This is a genomic window from Caldicellulosiruptor kronotskyensis 2002, assembly GCF_000166775.1.
Taxonomy (GTDB): domain Bacteria; phylum Bacillota; class Thermoanaerobacteria; order Caldicellulosiruptorales; family Caldicellulosiruptoraceae; genus Caldicellulosiruptor; species Caldicellulosiruptor kronotskyensis.
Map to the genome: position 1 here is coordinate 2,689,347 of NC_014720.1, position 21,811 is coordinate 2,711,157.

Consider the following 21,811-nt stretch of genomic DNA (forward strand, 5'->3'; position numbering starts at 1 on the left):
AGGAGTCAATTTTTCGCCTAAAGTCCCTTTTCCTCCTTTTAATTTCAGCTAATATTTTATTCTCCAGCTGAGATAACAGCTTCATACTTCTCAATCACAGCTTTTTGAACCATGTCTCGCGTCTCCTGGTTTATTGGATGAGCAATATCTTTAAATTCGCCCTCAGGTGTTTTGCGGCTTGGCATAGCAATGAAAAGCCCGTTTTGCCCCTCGATAATTTTGATGTCATGAACAACAAAACAATTGTCAAATGTCACAGATACAATAGCCTTCATTCTTCCTTCGTTTGTAATCTTTCTAATCCTAACATCTGTCACCTGCATAAGTCCATCCTCCATGTTAAAATTTAATGTTGTTATTTTATATAATTCTCCACTTTTTAATCTTTCCCTTTATCATTTTTAACAAAAATTTCTTTCTATTTGGTGCATTTTGTATAATTTTTATGAAATAACCTGAGGGTTGATAGAAAAGATAATTTTTTTATTTTCGGCATCAAGTTCCTCAAGAATCAAGAGGCTTTTGTAATCCACATCAACAGACTTTTTGTCTTTTGTTGCAATGAGCACCCCAACACCAACTAAACTTGACTCAAACTCTGAAAGTAATTCTTTCATGCCTCGCACTGTTCCACCGCCGCGCATAAAATCGTCTATAAACAGTACCTTTGCACCTCTTTTTATAGACTTTTTTGCCATTGTCATTGTTTCAATTTTACCAGTTGTACCAGAAATATACGAAATATTGACAGTTGATCCTTCTGTAAACTTGCTTGAGTTTCTCGCAACAACCAAAGGTTTATTGAAATACTGGGCAACATACGATGCCAAAGCTATACCTTTTGCCTCAACAGTGGCAATGTAATCTATATCTTTTTCTAAAAATAACCTTACAAATATTCTGGCAGCCTTTTTTATAATTTCAGGATTAAAGACAATGTCGTTTATATATACAAACCCGCCTGACACAATTCTTTCAGGATTTTGCAAATCATTTTTGAGAAACTCTAAAAACTCCAGTTCTTCCTCTTTTTTCATAATAGGAATATAATAAACTCCACCCGCAGCACCGCTAACTGTTTCAAGCCTTCCCTGCCCTGTTTGCTCGAATATTTGAGATATCAAATCTATATCCTCACTCAATGTGGATTTTGCGCAGCTGAGTTTTTCACAAAAAAAAGTAAGACTAAAAAGTTTCATCGGATTTTGCACAAGTGTGCTTGTTATAAAAATGAGCCGCTCTTGTTTACCAATCTTTTGCAAAAAAGACACCTCCAGAAATACAAAAGAACAAGGAATACTTTTAATATTAAAATATTTATTGTAAATAATTATATCACAACTTCCGAATGATACAAAAATTTTTTGAGCGAACGTTCGATTTTCACACCACCACAAACTGACTCATATATAGATTATAATAAAACCCTTTCTTTGCCAAAAGCTCATCATGTGTACCCTGTTCGATAATTTCACCATTTAATATGACAAGGATGAGGTCTGCATTTCTAATAGTCGAAAGCCTGTGGGCTATTACAAAACTTGTTCTTCCCTGCATGAGCTTTAGCATTGCGCTTTGGACAAGCTTTTCTGTTCTTGTATCGATGTTACTTGTTGCCTCATCTAATATAAGAATTGCAGGGTCAGACAAAATTGCTCTAGCTATAGCCAAAAGCTGACGCTGACCTTGGCTTAAGTCCATTCCGTTGTCTGTAAGCACTGTATTATAACCATGCGGAAGATGCTTTATAAAATCATGTGCGTTTGCCATCTTTGAAGCTAATATCACTTCATCGTCAGTGGCTGAAAGTTTTCCATATCGAATATTTTCTTTCACAGATTCTGAGAATAAAAATGTATCTTGAAGAACAATCCCAAGTTTTTTTCTGAGACTTTGCCTGTTTATCTTTCTTATGTCAGTACCATCAATTAAAATCTGACCACTGTCGACATCATAAAATCTGCTAAGCAAATTTACAATTGTAGTTTTACCGCTTCCAGTTGGACCAACCAGTGCTACCATCTGCCCAGGTTTTACTTTGAAGCTGATATTTTTAATAACAGGCTGACCTTTTGTATATGAAAACCACACGTTTTTGAATTCAACTTCGCCTTTGATGTCTTTCAGGTCAATTTCATCTTCTAAAGAGGTCTCTTCTTCCTCATCCATTATCTCAAATACTCTCTCTGCTGCGGCAAATGCAGATTGAATTTGATTGAACTGGTTTGCAAGCTCGTTGAGTGGCCTTGTAAACTGTCTTGCATACTGAATAAAACTTGCAATTGTGCCAACTGTTATAAAACCTTTTAGTGCCAAAAAACCCCCTGATGCCGCAACAATGATAAACGCAAAGTTGTTCAAAAGGTTCATAAGAGGCGGAATAATTCCTGAAAATATCTGTGCTTTTATTCCAACCTGTGTTAGTTCCTTATTAACTTTTTCAAACTTTTTAATTTCTTTTTCTTCTCTTGAAAAAACCTTTATAACCTTCTGACCTGTTATATCTTCTTCAATTATGCTATTTAAACTTCCCAATAGCTTTTGGTTTTGAGAAAACAACTTTCTTGTTCTTGATGCGATAAGATTAGTAAGCCAAAACATAAGCGGCACAACTGTCAATGTTAAAGCTGTCAAAACAGGGCTTAATAAAAGCATAACAACAATCGAACCTGTAATTGTTATAATACTTGAAAATATTGAAGTCAAGCTTGCGTTCAATGTGTTTGTGACAACGTCAATGTCGTTTGTGAGTCTCGACATCAAATCCCCGTGCGCTCTTGTGTCAAAAATTTTTATTGGCAGTTTTTGAAGTTTTGAAAAAAGTTCATTTCGCATCTTAAAAACAACTCTTTGCGAAATTACCATCATACCATAGCCCTGAAGATAAGCAAAAATTGAATTGATAATGTAAATCCCTATCATTGCCAAAACTATTTTATAAAGTCCATTAAGTTTTCTGGGAATTATATAATTGTCTATAGCTTTTTGAATCAAAAGGGGAGAGATAATCTGCAAAATTGCACCTATTGTGATAGTTAAAAATATTCCTAATAGCAAAAGCTTAAACTCTCTAAAATATCCCCATAACCTTTTTAAAGTAGCTTTCAAATCCTTAGGTTTTGCACCTTTGGATGAAAATCTGTGCCCTGGTCCTCTTCCCGGCACAGGACCTGGTCCAAATACAGGTGGCTGAAATGTAGATTGTTGTCTCCTATCAGGCAATTTTGCCTTCCTCCTCTCCAGTTTGAGTTAAGTAAATCTCTCTGTATATTGGACAGTTTTTCACAAGTTCATCATGTGTGCCAATTGCAACAATTCTACCTGCGTCCATAACAATTATCTTGTCTGCATGTTTTATTGACGATATTCTCTGGGCTATTATAAATGTTGTTGTCCCTCTCATGTACTCTTTAAGAGCTGCTTGAATCTTCTTTTCAGTTGCCATATCAACAGCAGATGTGCAATCATCTAATATTAATATTTTAGGCTTTTTCAAGATTGCTCTGGCAATCGAAATTCTTTGTTTTTGTCCACCAGAAAGGTTTACCCCGCGCTCAGACACTTCTGTGTCATACCCTTTTTCAAAACTCATGATAAAATGGTGAGCTTGCGCTGCCTTTGCAGCTTGTATTATCTCTTCCATAGTGGCATTTTCGTTGCCCCATGCAATGTTCTCTTTTATAGAACCCGTAAATAGAATTGTGTCTTGTAAAACTATGCTTATGCTCTTTCGCAAAACCTCAACATCATAGTCTTTTACATTTATATCGTCAATCAGCACTTCGCCTTCTTGAACATCATAAAGTCTTGGAATTAAACTTACCAAGGTGGATTTACCAGAACCGGTTGTACCAATAATCCCAACTATCTCGCCAGGATTTGCAACAAATGATATATTTTCAAGCGCCGGACTTTCTTCATCTTGGTTGTAGTAAAAGGTTACATTTCTAAATTCTACCTTGCCAAATTCAATTGGTTTTTTAATGGCGTTTTCTTTGCTTTTGACATCAATGCTGCAATCCAAAACCTCGTTGATTCTTTCTGCAGATGCGCTTGCTCTTGTGATAAATAAGAAGATATTTCCTATCATCATGAGAGAAAACAATATTTGCATAGTGTAATTTATAAACGCCATGAGCTGCCCAACCTGAAGGTGTCCATATTTTACTTCAAACCCGCCAAACCAAACAACGCCAACCATCGCCATATTCATGACAAATCCAAAAAGAGGCATTGTTATTACAACAACCCCAAAAGCTTTCAAAGAGGTTTGTAAAAGGTTCTGGTTGGCATCATAAAACCTTTTTTGTTCATGTTCGTGTCTGACAAAAGCTTTTACAACTCTGCTTCCCAAGAGATTTTCGCGCATCACAGCGTTTACCCTGTCTATTCTTTTCTGGAGCTGGGAAAATAAAGGAAAGCTAAATTTTATCATGAAGTAAAAAATAAGTATTACAAATGGTATAGAGACAAATAATACCAAAGATAGTTTTGGGTCGATTGTGAGAGTCATTATAATCCCACCTATGAACAGAAGAGGTGCTCGCACAACAATTCTCAGCATCATCATGACAACATTTTGGATCTGAACAACATCATTTGTGAGTCTTGTAATCAAAGTTTCTGGTCTGAACCTGTCTACGTTTTTAAAAGAAAAAGCCATGACTTTTTTGAAAAGTTCACTTCTCAAATCATATGCAAAGTTCTGGCTTGCAATGCTTGAAAACACAACACAGCCACCGCCACCAACCATCCCAATTAAAGCTGCTAAAATCATTATTAGACCTGTTCTTAAAATATATCCTATATCTCCTCTTTTGAGCCCAATATCAATTATCTTCTCCATAAACCTTGGCTGCATTAGGTCCATCAAAACTTCCAAAAGCATAAAAAGCGGAGCTAAAATCACTGCCCACTTATAAGGTTTTAAATACTTAAAAAGTTTTATCATCTTTCCTGCTACCCTCCTTTTTTTCTAAACAACACCCTATCATTTTCAATACAAGCGTTTTTAACCTTTTGAGCAAGTACCACAGCTCTTCAATTTCATCCTCAGAAAGTCTTGAAAGGTTTTTCTCTAAATTTTGGTTTACCCACTGGGTATGAAGACTTAAAAGTTCTTTGCCTTTTTCTGTTGTCTGCACTATTGAAATTCGTCTGTCAGACTCATCTTTAAGCCTTTGAACATATCCTTCTGCGATAAGCTTATCTACAATAGGTGTAAGGTTTGGTGCTGAAATGTTAAGCCTTTTTGCAAGCTCAGACATGTTCATAGGTCCAAAAACGTCTGTGATATGCAAAATGTGAATAAACCGTGGTGGCAGTCCATATTTTTCTGAAAATTCGTCTTTTTTTAAAATATTCTTTGTTATCATTGGAAAAAGAGACAGCATGTTTTCTGCAATCTGATTTATCATCTCTTTTGAAATATTCATATTTTCACCACTCCTTTTAAAATAATTTGATAATCCTGAAAAAAAGTAATATAATATTTTTAAAATTTACCTTTTCAACATGTCGTGAGTTTAAAATCGTTATTTAAATATAAATAATAAAAATGCTATAAGTCTGTAGTATCAGTACTTATAAGCATTCAAAATAATTATTTTCATATAATAATTATACTACTATAACCAGTTTGAAGTCAAAAATATTATATACAAAGGAGAATTTAAAATATGACGGGGCTTGGAACTATAGTAAATGCACTTGCCGTTATTGTAGGCTCCACTTTGGGACTGATCTTAAAATTTGGGATACCAGAAAGATTTAAAGCAACAATTATGCAGGCAATATCTCTTTCTGTTATTTTTATTGGAATTTCTGGAGTATTGCAGGGAATTTTTAAAGTACTTTCAAATGGCAAGATAGACAGGCAGTTTATAATGCTTATGATTTTTTCTCTTGTGATTGGCGGGCTTGTAGGAGAAATTTTGAGAATTGAAGATTTTTTGGAAAAGCTTGGCGATAGAATTAAAAAGGCTGTATCAAGCATGATAAAATCAGAAAATTCAACATTTACAGAAGGTTTTGTCACAGCAAGTCTTGTATTTTGTGTTGGAGCTATGGCTATTGTAGGAAGCCTTGAAGATGGGCTAAACCACAACTTTAGTATTCTTTTTGCAAAATCTATTTTAGACGGTGTAACCTCCATAATATTTTCAGCAACACTTGGAATTGGTGTTATGTTCTCAAGCGTTGCTGTGCTTTTATATCAAGGAAGCATAACACTTTTAGCAGGATTGATAAAACCATTTTTGACAGACACAGTAGTTTTGCAAATGTCAATGGTAGGTTCTGTTTTGATATTCGCAATTGGTCTTAATATGCTTGGTGTATCAAAAATTAAAGTTGGCAATCTTCTCCCTGCAATATTCGTGCCCGCCTTTTATTATGCAATAACTACCTTGATATGAAATGAGATAAAATAAAGGGTATAATTGTTAATAGGGGTGTAAATCTTTCTTAAGCAAGTTTTGTCGGTAACCGGCACCCGACTAATAAAATGCCGGCTCGTAAGTTCTCAAAAAAGAGCCCTCATTTACAGAGGGCTCTTATTCTATATATTCTAAAAAAGGGGAAATAATCCGTGAAACCTCAACTCCACTTTTTATCCAAACTCCTCAACAAAGAAAGGGGCGGAGGCAAAGGATAGAGTTCCTTTGCGCTTTTGCCGCCCCTTCCAAAATCTATTCTAAAAGGAGGAGTCTCTTTTTTGCATCATCTGATCTTTTCTCATTTTCCTTTCTATATAATATTTAACCCAAAATTTTTTAAAAAAGTATAAAGAAATGTTTAAAAATTTGTAAACAATCTTTTAACAAAAACATGACAAATGTCACTACAAAAATTTTCTTCAATAGTATATTCTAATATTGAAAGAAAAATCCTATTTAAATATTTAAGAAGGTGATGAAAAGTTATGATTGCACTTGAAGTCAAAAACCTTGTAAAAAGATACGCAAATGTCTTGGCTCTTGACAATCTGTCACTGACAGTCAAAGAAGGCGAAGTCTTTGGACTTTTAGGACCAAATGGCGCAGGAAAAACCACTTTTATAAACTGCATACTGGGACTCACAAACATTGACAGAGGCGAAATTTATATATTCGAAAAACCTTTAAACAAAGCTTTAAAAGAGTTAAAATCACAAATTGGAATTGTACCACAGGAAATTTCGCTCTACAGCAACCTAACTGTGTATGAAAACTTAAGCTTTTTTGGTTCGCTTTATAACCTCTCAGGGAAGCTTTTGAAAGAGAGAATAGAGTTTGCTTTAGAGTTTGTTCAGATGCAGGATAGCATCAAAAAACAGATCAAAAAACTGTCTGGCGGGATGAAAAGAAGAATAAACATTGCAGCAGCTCTTCTTAACAGCCCCAAACTTCTTATTATGGATGAGCCAACTGTTGGAATTGACATATACTCAAGAAAGCTAATTTTGGACTCTGTTCAGAAACTCTCTGAAAGCGGCATTACAATAATTTACACAACCCACTACATCGAAGAAGTTGACAGAATCTGTACATCTGTTGCGTTCATAAATAAAGGAACAATCATAGAATATGGCTCAAAAGAATTTTTATTAAAAAAACTGTCAGATACAAATATTATCAGGATAAAATTGAGCAAGATTTTAGATGAGGTTCTGACAAAAATCAAAAACTTAGATGGAGTTGAAAGTGTAGCTTTTACTGGAGATGAACTTACAGTTTCTGTTGAAAAGTCAAAAAATCTTATAAAAGAGATTGTCGAAACTTTGTCTCAGGATGGATGTGAAATACTTTCCATATCTTATGAAAAGCCCACAATGGAAAAGCTCTACTTTGCAGTGATGGGCTATACCATAGATGAAAAAGGAGAGATTGTCCATGAGAGCAGCAGTTAAAGCCTTTTTATATACTTTAAAAGAAAATGCTATGAGTATTCCTCTTCTTTCTATAATGCTAATTTTCCCAATCATCTTGATTTTCATCCTTGGAAATGCACTATCTGGATATTTTAAGCAAGCCAACATTCCAAAAATGAATATAATCATTGTTGAAGAAAATTTAAAACCAAGCATTTATGATACCGTTTTGAAATATGATAAAACTTTTTTAAAATTATTCAATGCAGAAATTTTTTCTTCCAAGTCGGCTGCACTGAAAAAGTTTTCTTCATCTAATAAATATGTTGCTGTTGTGACATTCAAAGAGCATCAAAGGAATAACCATTCAAATTATAGTCCTTTTGGGAATTTTGATATTGAAATCTCCTCAAAAGGGGGTTCACAAGAAGCTGGATTTGTCAAAGTGTATTTTAATATTTTTGCAAACTACTACAAATTTGCAAGAAGTATTTATTCTCCTTCCGACATACCAAAATCAATAAATTTTGAATCTGCATTTTCAGGTCGCTTTCCAAGAGCTCTTGATTATTATGCTGTTACTATGGTTGTTATGATGGCACTGTACGGCAGTTTTGGTGGCATCGCAGTTATAGAAGAAGAAAGACGTCAAAATACCTTAATAAGACTTTTTTCATCACCAAAAAGCCCATATGCTATATTCATTGCAAAAGCGTTTGCTCAAATGGTATTTTTGTATGTTCAGCTCTGTATTATTGTAATATTTTCAAAATACATTTATCATGCAAACTGGGGTAACAACTTAATACTTGTATTCCTGCTTTTGCTTGTATACAGCATATTTGCTATACTTCTTGGAGTTTTTGTTGCTCTTGTTGCTAAAAACTATATAGTTTCAAATGTGTTGGTAAGCTCACTTGCTATTGTATTTACATTTCTGGCAGGAGGATATGTGAGAGTTGACTTAGGAGAGGGGTTATTGAGTACTTTGAGAGAGTTTTTGCCAAATTATGCTGTGCAATCAGCAATCTTTAGTGTAATTTACAATCCTGCGGATATAAATCATTTTAAAAACGCTATAACATATCTTACTCTTCTTTGCTCAGTCATTTTCATTATTTGTACACTCTCGATAAGGAAGGTGAAATCATGGCAGTTTTCAGGATAAATATAAAAAGGCTATTAAAAGATAAATTTAATCTATTTTTGATGATTGTGCTTCCTTCTGTTGCAGTAGCTCTTTCGACATTTTTCACAACAAGTGTTGTTGAGACCACATACAAGATAGGAGTTATTATTGACAAAGATAAAAGCAACACAGCCGAACTTGTAGAGCAGCAACTCAGAAAATGCTTTGATGTAAAAATTTTTGACCCTCAAAAGTCTATTGCAAGCCAGATGGTCCAAAGCGGAGTTGACTGTGTTGTTGTGTTAAATAATAAGGCAGTTGATGATATTATAAACGAAAAAAGTAAAAATATTAAAATATACACCTTTGGCAAGTCTGAAACACACATTGTTTTAAAAGAATATTTAAACAGCATATTCAAGGTTCTTATTTCACAAAATAACATCAACAGCACAAGATTTTTAGAATCTTCTAAGTATATTTTTGAGCACTCACCTTTAGTATTAAGCAAACAACTTAAGCATGAGTCAAAAGCTATTTCAGTTTCATTTGCCTCAGGATTCTTTGTAATGTCACTCTTCTGGCTCGCTTTAAATGCTTCAAACATTATACTAAAAGATTATCAAGAAAGAGTTATTATGAGGATTCTGTGCTCACCTGTTTCAAAACAAAGTTACATTTTGCAATCTATATTGAGCATATTTGCGGTCATATTCTTACAGCTTTTATTCTTTATTGTGCTATGCAAGTATTTTTTCAGCTTTTCGTTTGGCGTAAACTTTTTGAGTGTATTACTGGTTCTTTCTATCTGCGGCTTTATGTTTGTTTCATTTGCTGTGATGTTCATAAGCATAGTAAATGATATTAAAAAACTTGCAGCTTTGAATTCTATGGTTGTAACAATCATGTGCATGGTTGGCGGCTGCTACTGGCCTCTTCACATTATGCCAAAGTTTATGCAAAAGTTAGCTCTTGTTTTTCCAACAACATATGCAACAAATCTTACGAAAAACATGCTAACAGGTAAACCCCTCGAAAGTATGCTGATTGACATATTGATAGTATTAGCATTTTGTGTGCTTTTTATCCTTGTTGGTATAAATCAGCTTTCCAAAAATGTAATTTCAAAAATGTAATTAAATAAATGCTTATATTTTCTCACATTAATCTCTCAAATATGATAAAATGTTTGTAAGAAAATAATTAATTGATATAAAATACCATGTTATCACTTATTGTGACTTTATATACCTTCTTTAGTCTATACATCAATCAAAAAATTTCAAAAGTTACAATTTTGTTTTTGCTTGTATTTTTGATATTAGATTTTGCAAAAACTGAATATTTAAAATCAAGATTTTTTGTTTTAACAATATCTTTTGTCCAGTTTATCTTAATTACAATTTCCATCAAACTTTTTGGATGGGAATTTTCATTTTTTATTCCCTGCTCAATGAGCATATTCTGGGATTATAAAAACAAACTTGCATCGCTGCTAATAGCCTTTTTATTATTGATATTTATGTTCTTTGTACCTGCAAATTTTGCAAAAGATTATTTTTTAATCTGTATATTTGTTCTTTACTCAAAATCAGCTTTCCAAATGCTTCAAGAAAGCAAACAAAAGTATATTCAGAACATAGATAACCTGAGACTTTTAAATCTTCAACTGAGCAAATTGAAAACAGAACTTTTGCAATCCCAGCAGATAATACAAAAGCTTTCTGAACAAAATCAGCAGATGAAACTTGCATCTTCTTTGCATGACACAGTGGGGCACAGCTTAGCAGCAATCAATATTCAGCTCAATGCCCTGAAAACACTCCTTGAGAAAAAAGACCTTTTAGGAGATGAACAAATAAATCATATACTATCATCATGTTTAAATCAGACTCAAGTTTCATATAAGAGCCTCAGAAACTTTGTGTATTCATTAAAAAACTCTTTTGAGTCTAAAACAAGGTATTTAGAAAAGGTTATAGAAGAGTTTAACTTTTGCAAATTAAATTTAAACTGCAGCGGTGACATTGAGAATATACCATCGTATATATTCGAAAACTTAATGGCAATTTTAAAAGAAGCTCTTGTAAACGTTTCTAAACACTCAGATGCAACTTTTGTTGATGTATCTTTACAAGCAAATCCAATGTATGTTCGTTTGTATATACATGACAACGGCACAAAAAAGGGAGAAATCAAAGAAGGTATAGGACTTATGAGTATTAAACTAAGGTCAAAAGCAATGAATGCTACCATTAATATTGACAACAGTTCTGGATTTTCGATAGTTGTGTTTGTTCCACTAAAATCTGAGGGGGATTAAACTTACATGACAACAATAAAGGTACTGATAGTTGACGACGACAAATCTGTTTTGGACGGTCTTAAAATCATCCTTGAGCTTGAGAATTTTGAAGTTGTTGGGCTTTGTACAAATGCAAAAGATGCAATGGATATAGTAAAACAAAAAAACCCAGACGTTGTCCTTATGGATATTAGAATGCCTGTTATGGATGGTATTGAAGGAACTTTTAATATAAAAACCAAATTTCCAAACGTCAAAGTTATAATATTAACAACATTTTGTGAAGAAGATTACATAGAAAAGAGTCTGAGCTTTGGCGCAGATGGGTACATCCTCAAAAGCTCTGACGCAAAGCATATTGTAAATTCTATTTTGTCTGTGCTTGACGGTAAGGTTGTTATGGACAAAGAAATTGCTTTATACATTTCAGATGTATTGAAAAGGACTAGTAAGCAGTATTTTGAAAAGACACAAAACCTTACTGAAAGAGAGCTTGAAATTGCAAAGCTCATATCACAAGGATACTCAAATAAGGAAATCGCAAGGATGCTTTTCATCTCTGAAGGTACAGTAAGAAACTACATAACATCCATTCTTCAAAAGTTAAATCTTAAAAATAGAACCCAAATTGCAGTATACTATCTTACCAAATTTTCTTAATCTTAAAAGTGTTAGACAGGAACATTTGTTAATCAATTGTTACTCAAAAGCATGCTTGAATAAATGGTCATAAAAAAATATAATCTGTCTGTACCCAGTTTATGTAGACTTTTTGTCGGAGTGATTTTTAATGTATAAAATAATGATTATCGAAGACGATATATCTATTGCTGAAACTATAAAAAACCACTTGTCTAAATGGGATTTCGACGTACGTTATGTTACAGATTTTAAAAATATCATTGAGTGCTTTATTCAATTTGAGCCACATCTCGTGTTAATTGATATAATATTGCCTTTTTACAATGGTTTTTACTGGTGTAATGAAATACGCAAAATATCAAAAGTTCCTATTATGTTTATATCTTCTGCAAGCGACAATATGAATATCATAATGGCTATTAATATGGGTGGAGATGATTTTATTGAAAAACCTTTTGATTTGAACGTCCTTACAGCAAAAGTCCATGCTCTGATAAGGAGAACTTACTCATTTGTCTCAAATATAAACCTTATTGAGTACAAGGGAGTTATTTTAAATCTCAATAATACCACTCTACTTTACCAAAATAAAAAAATTGAGTTAACAAAAAATGAATACAAAATTTTGCAATTGCTTATGGAAAATGCCGGAAGAGTGGTATCTCGTGAAGAAATTATGCAACACCTTTGGCAAAGTGATAGCTTTATTGACGATAATACTCTTACAGTAAATATAACAAGGCTTCGCAAAAAGTTAGCCGAGTTAGGTCTCGAAAATTTCATTAAAACCAAAAAAGGCATTGGATATATTATAGATTGAGGGGAAAAATATGAAGGAACACATAAACATTATAGGGGCATATTTAAAACGGAATATGTTGCTTATCATTTATCTGTTGGTTTCAAGCTGTATATTTTTTTCTATTTCATTCCTTTATTCTCTTCCTTTAGAACCCACAGTTTATAGCTTAGTACTAACATATATTTTTGCATTTATCATTGGAATTACTGACTTTTTCTCATTTTATAAACGACATATAACACTTGAAAAACTAAAACGAAACATTACGATTGCGGATTTTTCTTTTCCAATTGCAAAGGATTTGATTGAAAAAGATTATCAAGAATTAATTAAAATCATTAATGAAAGCAAAATTGAAATTTTAGCTAATAATGAAAAAGTCTATAGAGATATGATTGATTATTACACAGCATGGGCACATCAAATTAAAACACCCATAGCTGCTATAAAGCTGGTTTTACAAGCAGAACAATCAAAAATTAGCAATGAACTTTTAGAACAACTTTTTAAGCTAGAGCAGTATGTTGAAATGGTTCTTCAATATCTTCGTATGGAAAATATGAGCAATGACTTACTACTAAAAAAATATTCACTTGACCATATTGTAAAACAAGCGCTGCGAAAATACTCTCTAATTTTTATACGTAAAAAGATAAAACTCAATTACAAAGAATTAAACTGCCATGTGTTAACTGACGAAAAATGGCTAACATTTGTTATTGAACAAATACTTTCAAATGCGCTTAAATATACAAACCCCGGTGGTCAAATCTCTATTTATATGGAAAACAATTTGCCAAATACATTGGTTATTGAAGATACAGGCATAGGTATTGCAAAAGAGGATTTGCCCCGTGTTTTTGAAAAAGGCTTTACAGGATATAACGGTCGCTTGGACAAAAAATCTACAGGTATTGGACTTTACCTTTGCAAGCGGATTTTAGATAAACTATCACACAAAATTATAATCGAATCAGAAGTTGGAAAGGGTACAAAAGTAAAAATCAATTTTGATACTGTTGATATAGCAGCAGATTAGTTTATCTAATTAAAACCTTACTAAAATGTAAGATTGAGAAGAGAAAATGTAAGCCAAAAATAAGGCAAGCATTTTCTCTTTTTTGTTATAATGGACAAGAATAAAAAAGTCAATTTTGCGCTCGGAGGGAAGTAAAATATGACACATGTTCTTTTAGAAGTGAATAGTTTAAAGAAAATCTACACAACAAGATTTGGTGGAAATCCTGTTCAGGCACTTGTAAGTGTATCTTTTTCAGTCGAGCAAGGAGATTATATAGCTATTATGGGCGAATCAGGTTCAGGTAAAACAACACTGTTAAACATCATTGCAGGTTTTGATAAACCCACAAGCGGTAAAGTACTTCTAAATGGCAGAGAAATTACGTCAATGAATGAAAAAGAAATTTCAGCCTTCAGACGAAATAACATAGGCTTTGTGTTTCAAGATTACAATCTTCTTGACACATTTTCTATACAAGACAATATCCTGTTACCTCTTGTATTAGCAGGAAGACCATATACAGAAATGTTCGAAAGGTTAAAACCTGTTGCTGAAAAACTTAGAATTTCTGATATTCTCTCAAAATATCCTTATGAGGTCTCAGGCGGACAAAAACAAAGAGCTGCAATTGCCCGTGCACTTATTACAAAACCCCAAATTATTCTTGCCGATGAACCAACTGGCGCTCTTGACTCACGTTCATCCGAAGAATTATTAAAACTATTTTCCGAAATAAATAATGAAGGCCAAGCCATTCTTGTAGTCACACATAGCATAAAAGTTGCAAGCCATGCAAAAAGAGTTTTGTTTATAAAAGACGGAGAGATTTTTCATCAAATTTATAAAGGTTCAATGTCAAATGATGAAATGTATCAGAAAATCTCCGATACGCTTACCATGATTGCAACAGGAGGTATCCGAAATGGTTAAATTTTTTTATATAAAATTTGCAGCCAACAACATAAAAAGAAATACCCAAGCATATATCCCATATATTTTGACCTGTATTGGAGCAGTTATGATGTTTTACAACATGTGTTTTTTGTCTAATACAGAAGATATCGGACATTTGAGCGATAGCCAAGCGCTGAGGAGTATTTTGCGATTTGGAGCAGGAGTAATTGGTATTTTTTCTGTTATATTTATTTTTTATGTAAACAGCTTTTTGATAAAGAGGCGTAAAAAAGAATTTGGACTTTTCAATATTCTTGGAATGGAAAAAAGACATATAGCAAGGATTATGTTTTTTGAAACGGTAATCATAGGACTGATATGTATTGCAACTGGTATTTTATCAGGAATAATTTTAAGCAAACTTATGACACTTCTACTTTTTAAAATTGTAAGTTTTAAAGTTGTGTTTGGTTTTGAAATATCACCGTCATCCATTTTGGTCACAATTCTTTTATTCAGCGGAATTTTTATTTTAAACCTTATATATAACATCTTCTCGGTACATCTATCAAAACCCATTGAATTATTAAAAGCAAGCAATGTAGGTGAAAAAGAACCAAAAACAAAATGGCTTTTGACTATCATTGGTATAGTTTGCCTTGGTATTGGATATTACATTGCACTTACAACTGAAAAGCCTTTAGCAGCGATGAACATCTTTTTTGTTGCAGTTATCTTAGTAATGATAGCGACATATTGTTTGTTTACAGCTGGAAGCATAGCATTTTTAAAGACTCTTCGGAAAAACAAAAACTATTACTATAAACCTCATCATTTTATATGGATTTCTAACATGATATACAGGATGAAACAAAATGCAGTTGGACTTGCAAACATATGTATACTTTCAACCGCAGTAATTGTTGTCCTTTCAACCACAATTTCCCTGTATATTGGAGTTGAGGATGTTTTAAAAACTCGCTATCCACAAGAAATAATTATTACATCGGACAATATTAATTTGGAAAATGTAAAAAAAATTGATAATACGATAATGCAGCAATTGCGAAAATTTAATATAGTTCCTAAAAACATGGTTAAATACAAATATTTAGAGCTTGCTTTAATTCAAGATAAAACTCATTTCAGAATAAAAAAACAAAATTTTTTTGATAAGAACTCAGCCATTGCCTTTGTAGTGCCTCTTGAGGATTACAGTAAAATTGAAAAGAAAGTTATCAAATTATCTGATAAAGAAGTTCTTCTGTATACTATTGATGCTAATATTCCGGGAAATTTTATCAATTTCAATGGTTTCAAGCTCTCAATTAAAAAACGATTAACTTCAAACTCTCTAACTAATAGCCTTACACCAGCCATTAGTTACTTTTGGATAATAGTCAAAGACATTGAAACAATGAAGAAAATCTTCTGTTCACTAAATAGCAATAAAAACGACATGGTACAATTTTCATATTATTATGGTTTTGATTTTGATGGTAATAAGGATAATCTCATGGACATTTACACATCACTAAAAAATAGCTTAAATAAAATAGTAAATAATGCAACAATTGAAGTTCGTGAAATGGCAAGAGAAGGTTTTTACTCTATCCATGGCGGGTTATTATTCATTGGCTTGTTTCTTGGACTTTTGTTTATTATGGCAACAGTGCTTATAATTTACTATAAACAAATTGAAGAAGGATTTGATGATAGGCATCGCTATGAAATTTTACAGAAAGTGGGTATGACGCGTCTGGAGATTAAAAAGTCAATACAAAGCCAAATACTTGCAACCTTCTTTTTGCCTTTATTCTCAGCAATAGTTCACATAGCGTTTGCTTTTAAAATAATAGTTAAAATGTTACAGGTATTCAACCTTACAAATATACCTTTGTATGCTCTTTGCACATCTGCTGTTATACTTGTGTTTGCTATATTTTATACTGGCGTGTATGCCCTTACAGCAAAAACCTATTATAAAATTGTAAGTTAGTTTATTCAATACTTTTTGTTGCCTTCTGCAGCAAAGGATAGATATTTTAAATGCTGCGGAGGGTTTTTTTATTTTTGTGTAAGTATTGCCTAACTTAAAACTTAAATATTGTATATTGTTTATGTCCTGAAATGTTCAAATTGCTGAGGATAAAAAATTTTTAAAGTAAGTATGACACAAACTCTTGTATTTGTAGTTGTGGTAATTGGCATTAGTGCTTTTCTTCACGGCTACATCCCAACAGGTGCACTTGCAAAAATTGCTGGCAAGAACAATCCCTTTACTGTGGTATTTGTAACTTTACTTGGAATACTCCTTTACTCATTAAAGAGGTCAATGACTACAAAAAAATCCATTTTTTTAAATTCTAAAGCGCTCATGTCTTAGTGTTTGTGAAACGCCCTTGCAAAAATTGAACATGAATAAAAGACTACCTTAAGAGCTATCTTCAGTAGTCTCTGGCTTGTCTGTTGAAAGAAGCAGACTGCATACGTGCTGAATCCTCACCTCAATCAAAAAGCCGGGTTTCTAAAAAACAAAAAAGCCACAGATAGTTTGCAGAAAAAATTATCTGTGGCTTACCTGTTATGAAATTATTGAATAACTTCCTTCTTTTTTTTCTTTTTCAGTTCCTCTAATTCTCTCTCTACTTTTTTTGCCGTTTCTTCAAAATACCTAATCAATTCTTCAGGAGTCATGCCTTTTGTTTCTTCGTAGATCTCCTCCTGTATTCTGTGCAGTTCTTTCATCGCGCTTGTTTCAAACATATTTGTCACTCCTCTTCCTCTAACATCATAAGTGGTGACACCAGTTGAATTTCTCTATAACCCATAAGTTTGTTTATTGCGTTTACGCCTTGAATAGTCTTATATCTAACTATATGCTTAAAATTCCATGATACCAAAATATCACATTCGTTAATGCTTGCTACTGCAATATGAACTGCGTCGTCGAAAAACCTTGACGGAATTATACATTCATTCACATACCTCTGTGCAAGTTCCAAAACTTGTTGGTCAATCTCAATTCTCGTGAATTCTATCTGGGACATATACTCTAATAGCCTGCTTCTTTTTGGTTCCTTGCACTTATTTAATTCAGTTATCACTGTACTTGAAATGTATACATTGTATTTTCCTTGTTTGAGCTCTTCCCAAAATTTTTTTGTTATCTGCATATACTCAGGATTATCATGCTGGTCTAAGTGACTTATAACTGAGGTGTCAAGGTATACTCGTAGCCTCCTCAATGTTACAAATTTTCTCCTTTCTTACACTAACACCTCTTCCCTGCCTCTGATTTAATTATACCACAAGCCAGCGTATTCTGTGTTAAAAAATATGAACATACAATTGAACCACTAAAATCATTAGAATTAATCTTTTTCTCACTTTTCTGCTTTGACTTAACTTTGTCCCTGCCTTAAAAGTTTTTTGATTTATATTGGATATTAGAAATTAATATTTGCAATCATTATTATTGGTATTTTTCTAAATTGACTCAACGCTAAAAGCCTATGCGCTGTCCTGCGCCGAATTAATATACTGCACAAATTTAGCTACAGACTCTAATCTCCAACCAACAAATTTTTTGTCTATTTTCTTTTTCTATTTTTCATTAATCACCATATCCCACATCAGTTTAATTTTAAAGGTTCCCCATTAATAGACATGGTTGAACTCACAATATTATTTAAAAACTAAATTAAAACCAAATAAACTTAAACATTCGTTTGGTATCATATCTAACCTGAATAGCAGCTTTTGTTTATAGTAATATATCTTTGTTATGTAATGAATATTTTTGTAATAATTTATTTGTGTATATGAAATAATTATTTTTATCGATTTTTTCATATCAACCCAGCAATTTTTTCACATTACTTTATGCCGACAAACATAAATATAAACCCTTTTTCTCAGTAATTTAAACTTTTATTCAGCTGGTTATACTCTTTAAAAGCTTTGACTTCAAAACAGAACTTGCTCTGCAATATTCTATTCATTAAATAATTTTACTTGCTTTTTTGTGATTATTAGTTTATTATATAATTAAATGCTTATAAACTAATTAAAAGAGAGGTGCAAAAAGCACAACTCTTTCTTTTAAAGCTGAAAAAAGAAAGATTGTGCGAAAAATATGTCTATGGAAGAAAGGCTTGCAAAGGTGTTCAAAGCGCTTTCTCACCCAATTAGAATAAAGATAGTTCAAAACCTTTTGAGCGGTGAAAAGTGCGTATGTGACCTTTTACAGTTTGTTGAATTTTCTCAACCAAATTTATCTCAACATTTAAAAATCTTAAAAGAGGCTGGTTTGCTTGAACACCGCAAAGTGGGTGCAAATATGCATTACAGGATTAAAAATGAATATGTCAAGGCTTTGCTGAATATAGCAGAAAAATTCATAATTGAGAGCCAAAATTTTGAAAGGATGTGATAGAATTTGTTTTTCCCCGTTCAAAAATTTGCTGATTTTGTGACATACACTGTTTTCAAAATCCCGCAGGGTTCAAAACTTGCAAGTGCTGTAAACTTTTTTATATTTGACACAATCAAAATTTTCATTCTGCTATTTTTGATTGTATTTGTGATAACCTTTATAAGAAGCTTTTTCTCACCAGAAAAGACAAGAGAAATTCTTTCACACAAAAAACAAAATATCTTCCTTGCCCACATTTTAGCAGCACTTTTAGGAATTGTGACGCCATTTTGTTCGTGCTCAGCAGTTCCGCTTTTTATCGGATTTGTTGAAGCAGGCATTCCACTTGGTGTGACATTTTCGTACCTGATTGCTGCCCCAATGGTAAATGAGGTGGCGCTTGGACTTTTATATGCAAATTTTGGTCTTAAAATCGCTCTCATCTATGTCCTGTCAGGTGAGATAATTGCAATTGTAAGTGGCATCCTAATTGGAAAGCTTAATCTTGAAAAATATGTTGAGGACTATGTTTTTAAAATCAAAGTTGGAAACGTCCAGATTGCTGAGGACAAAAAAACTTTAAATCAGCGTCTCAAAGAAACACTGGAATTTACCATTGAGCTTATAAAAAAGGTATGGGTATTTGTTGTAGTAGGAATTGGTATTGGTGCATTCTTGCATGGCTACATCCCAACAGGAGCACTGGCAAAGATTGCTGGTAAGAACAATCCTTTTGCTGTAATTTTTGCAACAGCACTTGGAATACCTCTTTATTCTAACGCAGCAGGAATAATTCCACTTGTGAGTGAATTCAGACGCCTCGGGGTTTCGATGGGAACATCACTCTCTTTCATGATGAGTGTAACAGCCCTATCTTTGCCTGAGATGATACTTCTTCGCAGGGTGTTAAAGCCAAAGCTTCTTGGAATATTTGTGGCAATTGTGGGCTGTGGAATAATTATAACAGGGTATCTATTTAACCTTATTCTTGGATAAAAACTTTTAAGAAGGGAAGGTGTGATTGACAGATGGTTATAAAAGTTCTTGGTGGTGGATGTGCAAACTGTAAAAAACTAATGGAAAATGCTAAAAAGGCAGCTGAGGAGCTTGGAATTGAGGCTCATTTTGAAGAGGTAAAAGACATCGAAAAGATAATGTCTTACGGTGTTATGAGAACGCCTGCTCTTGTTGTTGATGAAAAGCTCATATTCTCAGGCAGGGTTACAGGTGTTGAGGAAATAAAAGAAATTTTGAAAAAAGAGGCAGGAAAGTGAATAGTTATCTAATAAAAGGCGGGCAGCACACCCGCCTTTTAACTTTTCGGTATTAAATTTTCTATCACTCTTTTATCTACTAAAAATTTATTTGTAAAACCTGCTTTTTTGTTCCAAATTTTCAAAAATGAATTTTTATTCAGCAATTTACATAACATCACTGTGTACACTGTTGCCTGCCCTGTTTAGACTCAGAACTACTCAAACTCCTGGTCAACCAAACTGTGCACATTAGCACATGTTTGGCGGCTGGGGTACTTGTAGTCCGCCCATCAAAGCTTTCCCAGCCCCAGCAGGCGGTATTTGGGAAAGCCATAGCCCCTGCCCCAAGAAGCAGCATATAATTGTGCGGTATCCTTTCTCTCAAGCCAAGGCCTCTTCGCGCTATTACATACGCTGCCGCAATATCCTTGCTCACCATAAACTGCGGTGCATACTTCAACATACCTATTACCGAAGTATACGCAGGGTCTACTTCTATAACCTCTACTCCTTCCCGTTTTGCCAGAAGTTTTACCTTTTCCAAAAGTGACCTGTACCCAAAATAGTGCCTTATCCGTCTTGATTTTCTACCTGAAAAATCTCCTCTTCTGCCCCTGTCCTGTATGCTAAGGTTCTCAATCACTATCGCTTTTTTCTTCTCTTTCGCCATTTGTACTATCATGTGTGCATACTGCCACCTGTAATACTCTCTCTTGCTTGAGCTTCCACTCTCAAGCTTCTCAAGTGGTATTCTGCCATATCCCAGAAACTGTCCGTACTCATCTGTTTCTGCCCATGCAACATTCTTTGGATATGCGTTAGTGTCTATCCCTATAACTCCATTTGCTCTCGTTATCGCAGGCTTGGGGAAAACTTCTTCAACGGTGAAGTAGGCATATACTACACCGTTTTTGAGTTTCAGTTCTACAGAATAAGGTTCACTTGAGCTGCTTATCGCTTGTAGCAGTAGGTTCCTATCCATGTATGTCTTACCTTTCATCTTCCATCCACCTTGTATCGTCGCATATACGTACTCTCTTTCCCCTACATTAATCCTGAGTTTTGTGAAGTTTCCGTCTATCTCAATCCTTGTATTGAGATTCCCATTTTTGCTCCTGTCTCCTCTTGAGTACAGACTCCCCTTCCTTTTCTCCTGCCACTTAAGTTGAAGTTTCCTATTTGCTTTGCCGTTTATGTGCCGCCTCTTTAGTTTTTCAAAAAGTTGCCTACCACCAAAAATGACCTTTTCAGGATTTTCTCCTCTTTCTTTGCATGAGGTCAAAATGCTTTTTGCTTTCATTATTGCATCATCAACGTATCGGGAATTAAGATTAAAAATTCCTTGCAGCTGCCTTTTGAGTTCATTCCTTTTGTGACCTTCAAGTAACCTCTTGTATGCATACCTCATACAAGAGGACCATCTTCTCATAAGGTCTAATACTTTTTGCTTATCTTTGCTGCTGTCAAAAATTAGCTTAGCCTGAACTGTTACCATG

21 protein-coding genes are annotated in these 21,811 nt (G+C 33.6%); 13 read left to right on the forward strand and 8 right to left on the reverse strand.

Features of this window, described 5'->3' with window-relative positions; translation table 11 throughout:
• Nucleotides 1-56: 56 nt before the first annotated feature.
• The 5 genes from spoVG to CALKRO_RS12375 all read right to left on the reverse strand — a co-directional run bounded on the left by spoVG (nt 57) and on the right by CALKRO_RS12375 (nt 5,435).
• On the reverse strand, nt 57-323 hold the full coding sequence (gene spoVG / locus CALKRO_RS12355) for a septation regulator SpoVG (protein ID WP_013404331.1): 267 nt from the start codon (nt 321-323) through the stop codon (nt 57-59).
• Nucleotides 324-443: 120 nt separating this feature from the next.
• A complete protein-coding gene (gene purR, locus CALKRO_RS12360) occupies nt 444-1,262 on the reverse strand; it encodes a pur operon repressor (protein ID WP_013431329.1) in 819 nt (272 codons plus the stop codon).
• 121 nt (nt 1,263-1,383) lie between these two features.
• Nucleotides 1,384-3,165, reverse strand: coding sequence for an ABC transporter ATP-binding protein (locus CALKRO_RS12365; protein ID WP_193345563.1), 1,782 nt, complete (start codon nt 3,163-3,165; stop codon nt 1,384-1,386).
• A gap of 49 nt (nt 3,166-3,214) precedes the next feature.
• The gene (locus tag CALKRO_RS12370) at nt 3,215-4,951 is read right to left on the reverse strand and encodes an ABC transporter ATP-binding protein (RefSeq protein WP_013431331.1); all 1,737 of its coding nucleotides are present in this window, start codon (nt 4,949-4,951) and stop codon (nt 3,215-3,217) included.
• Complete coding sequence (locus tag CALKRO_RS12375; protein WP_013431332.1) at nt 4,935-5,435, reverse strand: MarR family winged helix-turn-helix transcriptional regulator; 501 nt, start codon at nt 5,433-5,435, stop codon at nt 4,935-4,937. The genes CALKRO_RS12370 and CALKRO_RS12375 overlap by 17 nt, the downstream gene beginning before the upstream one ends.
• Before the next feature lie 243 nt (nt 5,436-5,678).
• Here CALKRO_RS12375 and CALKRO_RS12380 point away from each other — a divergent pair, with 243 nt between their 5' ends.
• The 10 genes from CALKRO_RS12380 (at nt 5,679) to CALKRO_RS12425 (ending at nt 16,641) form a co-directional block, all read left to right on the forward strand.
• On the forward strand, nt 5,679-6,416 hold the full coding sequence (locus CALKRO_RS12380) for a DUF554 domain-containing protein (RefSeq protein ID WP_013431333.1): 738 nt from the start codon (nt 5,679-5,681) through the stop codon (nt 6,414-6,416).
• 506 nt (nt 6,417-6,922) lie between these two features.
• Nucleotides 6,923-7,888 carry an ABC transporter ATP-binding protein gene (locus tag CALKRO_RS12385; RefSeq protein ID WP_013431334.1) on the forward strand — a complete coding sequence of 322 codons (966 nt, stop codon included), beginning with the start codon at nt 6,923-6,925 and terminating at the stop codon, nt 7,886-7,888.
• Nucleotides 7,872-9,017, forward strand: coding sequence for an ABC transporter permease (locus tag CALKRO_RS12390; protein ID WP_013431335.1), 1,146 nt, complete (start codon nt 7,872-7,874; stop codon nt 9,015-9,017). The genes CALKRO_RS12385 and CALKRO_RS12390 overlap by 17 nt, the downstream gene beginning before the upstream one ends.
• The gene (locus tag CALKRO_RS12395) at nt 8,999-10,114 is read left to right on the forward strand and encodes an ABC transporter permease (RefSeq protein ID WP_013431336.1); all 1,116 of its coding nucleotides are present in this window, start codon (nt 8,999-9,001) and stop codon (nt 10,112-10,114) included. Before CALKRO_RS12390 ends, CALKRO_RS12395 begins: the two co-directional genes overlap by 19 nt.
• Nucleotides 10,115-10,275: 161 nt before the next feature.
• Nucleotides 10,276-11,301: a sensor histidine kinase gene (locus CALKRO_RS12400; protein ID WP_237699098.1), complete on the forward strand. Its 1,026-nt coding sequence runs from the start codon at nt 10,276-10,278 to the stop codon at nt 11,299-11,301.
• Nucleotides 11,302-11,307: 6 nt separating this feature from the next.
• Entirely contained in the window at nt 11,308-11,943 is a 636-nt protein-coding gene (locus CALKRO_RS12405; RefSeq protein WP_013431338.1) for a response regulator transcription factor, read from the forward strand.
• A gap of 130 nt (nt 11,944-12,073) precedes the next feature.
• Nucleotides 12,074-12,745 (forward strand): response regulator transcription factor, encoded by a 672-nt coding sequence (locus tag CALKRO_RS12410; protein WP_013431339.1) that lies wholly within the window; start codon nt 12,074-12,076, stop codon nt 12,743-12,745.
• Between the two features lie 10 nt (nt 12,746-12,755).
• Entirely contained in the window at nt 12,756-13,766 is a 1,011-nt protein-coding gene (locus CALKRO_RS12415) for a sensor histidine kinase (protein WP_013431340.1), read from the forward strand.
• A gap of 138 nt (nt 13,767-13,904) precedes the next feature.
• Nucleotides 13,905-14,678, forward strand: coding sequence for an ABC transporter ATP-binding protein (locus CALKRO_RS12420; RefSeq protein ID WP_013431341.1), 774 nt, complete (start codon nt 13,905-13,907; stop codon nt 14,676-14,678).
• Nucleotides 14,671-16,641, forward strand: a complete 1,971-nt coding sequence (locus tag CALKRO_RS12425) for an ABC transporter permease (protein ID WP_013431342.1) — start codon at nt 14,671-14,673, stop codon at nt 16,639-16,641. The genes CALKRO_RS12420 and CALKRO_RS12425 overlap by 8 nt, the downstream gene beginning before the upstream one ends.
• A gap of 593 nt (nt 16,642-17,234) precedes the next feature.
• Here the strand turns inward: CALKRO_RS12425 and CALKRO_RS13710 are convergent.
• Together CALKRO_RS13710 and CALKRO_RS12435 are read right to left on the reverse strand one after the other, a co-directional pair.
• Complete coding sequence (locus tag CALKRO_RS13710; protein ID WP_013431343.1) at nt 17,235-17,408, reverse strand: hypothetical protein; 174 nt, start codon at nt 17,406-17,408, stop codon at nt 17,235-17,237.
• A gap of 5 nt (nt 17,409-17,413) precedes the next feature.
• Complete coding sequence (locus CALKRO_RS12435) at nt 17,414-17,890, reverse strand: type II toxin-antitoxin system VapC family toxin (protein ID WP_013431344.1); 477 nt, start codon at nt 17,888-17,890, stop codon at nt 17,414-17,416.
• An 890-nt stretch (nt 17,891-18,780) separates the two neighbouring features.
• Here CALKRO_RS12435 and CALKRO_RS12440 point away from each other — a divergent pair.
• From CALKRO_RS12440 to CALKRO_RS12450, 3 genes are read left to right on the forward strand one after another with little or no spacing between them, the layout of a single operon-like run.
• Nucleotides 18,781-19,077 (forward strand): ArsR/SmtB family transcription factor, encoded by a 297-nt coding sequence (locus CALKRO_RS12440; RefSeq protein ID WP_013431345.1) that lies wholly within the window; start codon nt 18,781-18,783, stop codon nt 19,075-19,077.
• Nucleotides 19,078-19,083: 6 nt separating this feature from the next.
• Nucleotides 19,084-20,055 (forward strand): permease, encoded by a 972-nt coding sequence (locus CALKRO_RS12445; protein ID WP_013431346.1) that lies wholly within the window; start codon nt 19,084-19,086, stop codon nt 20,053-20,055.
• A gap of 32 nt (nt 20,056-20,087) precedes the next feature.
• Nucleotides 20,088-20,333 carry a thioredoxin family protein gene (locus CALKRO_RS12450; protein ID WP_013431347.1) on the forward strand — a complete coding sequence of 82 codons (246 nt, stop codon included), beginning with the start codon at nt 20,088-20,090 and terminating at the stop codon, nt 20,331-20,333.
• Between the two features lie 157 nt (nt 20,334-20,490).
• Here CALKRO_RS12450 and CALKRO_RS12455 read toward each other — a convergent pair whose 3' ends face one another.
• Nucleotides 20,491-21,810 (reverse strand): IS200/IS605 family accessory protein TnpB-related protein, encoded by a 1,320-nt coding sequence (locus CALKRO_RS12455; RefSeq protein WP_013431348.1) that lies wholly within the window; start codon nt 21,808-21,810, stop codon nt 20,491-20,493.
• Between the last annotated feature and the right edge of the window lies 1 nt (nt 21,811).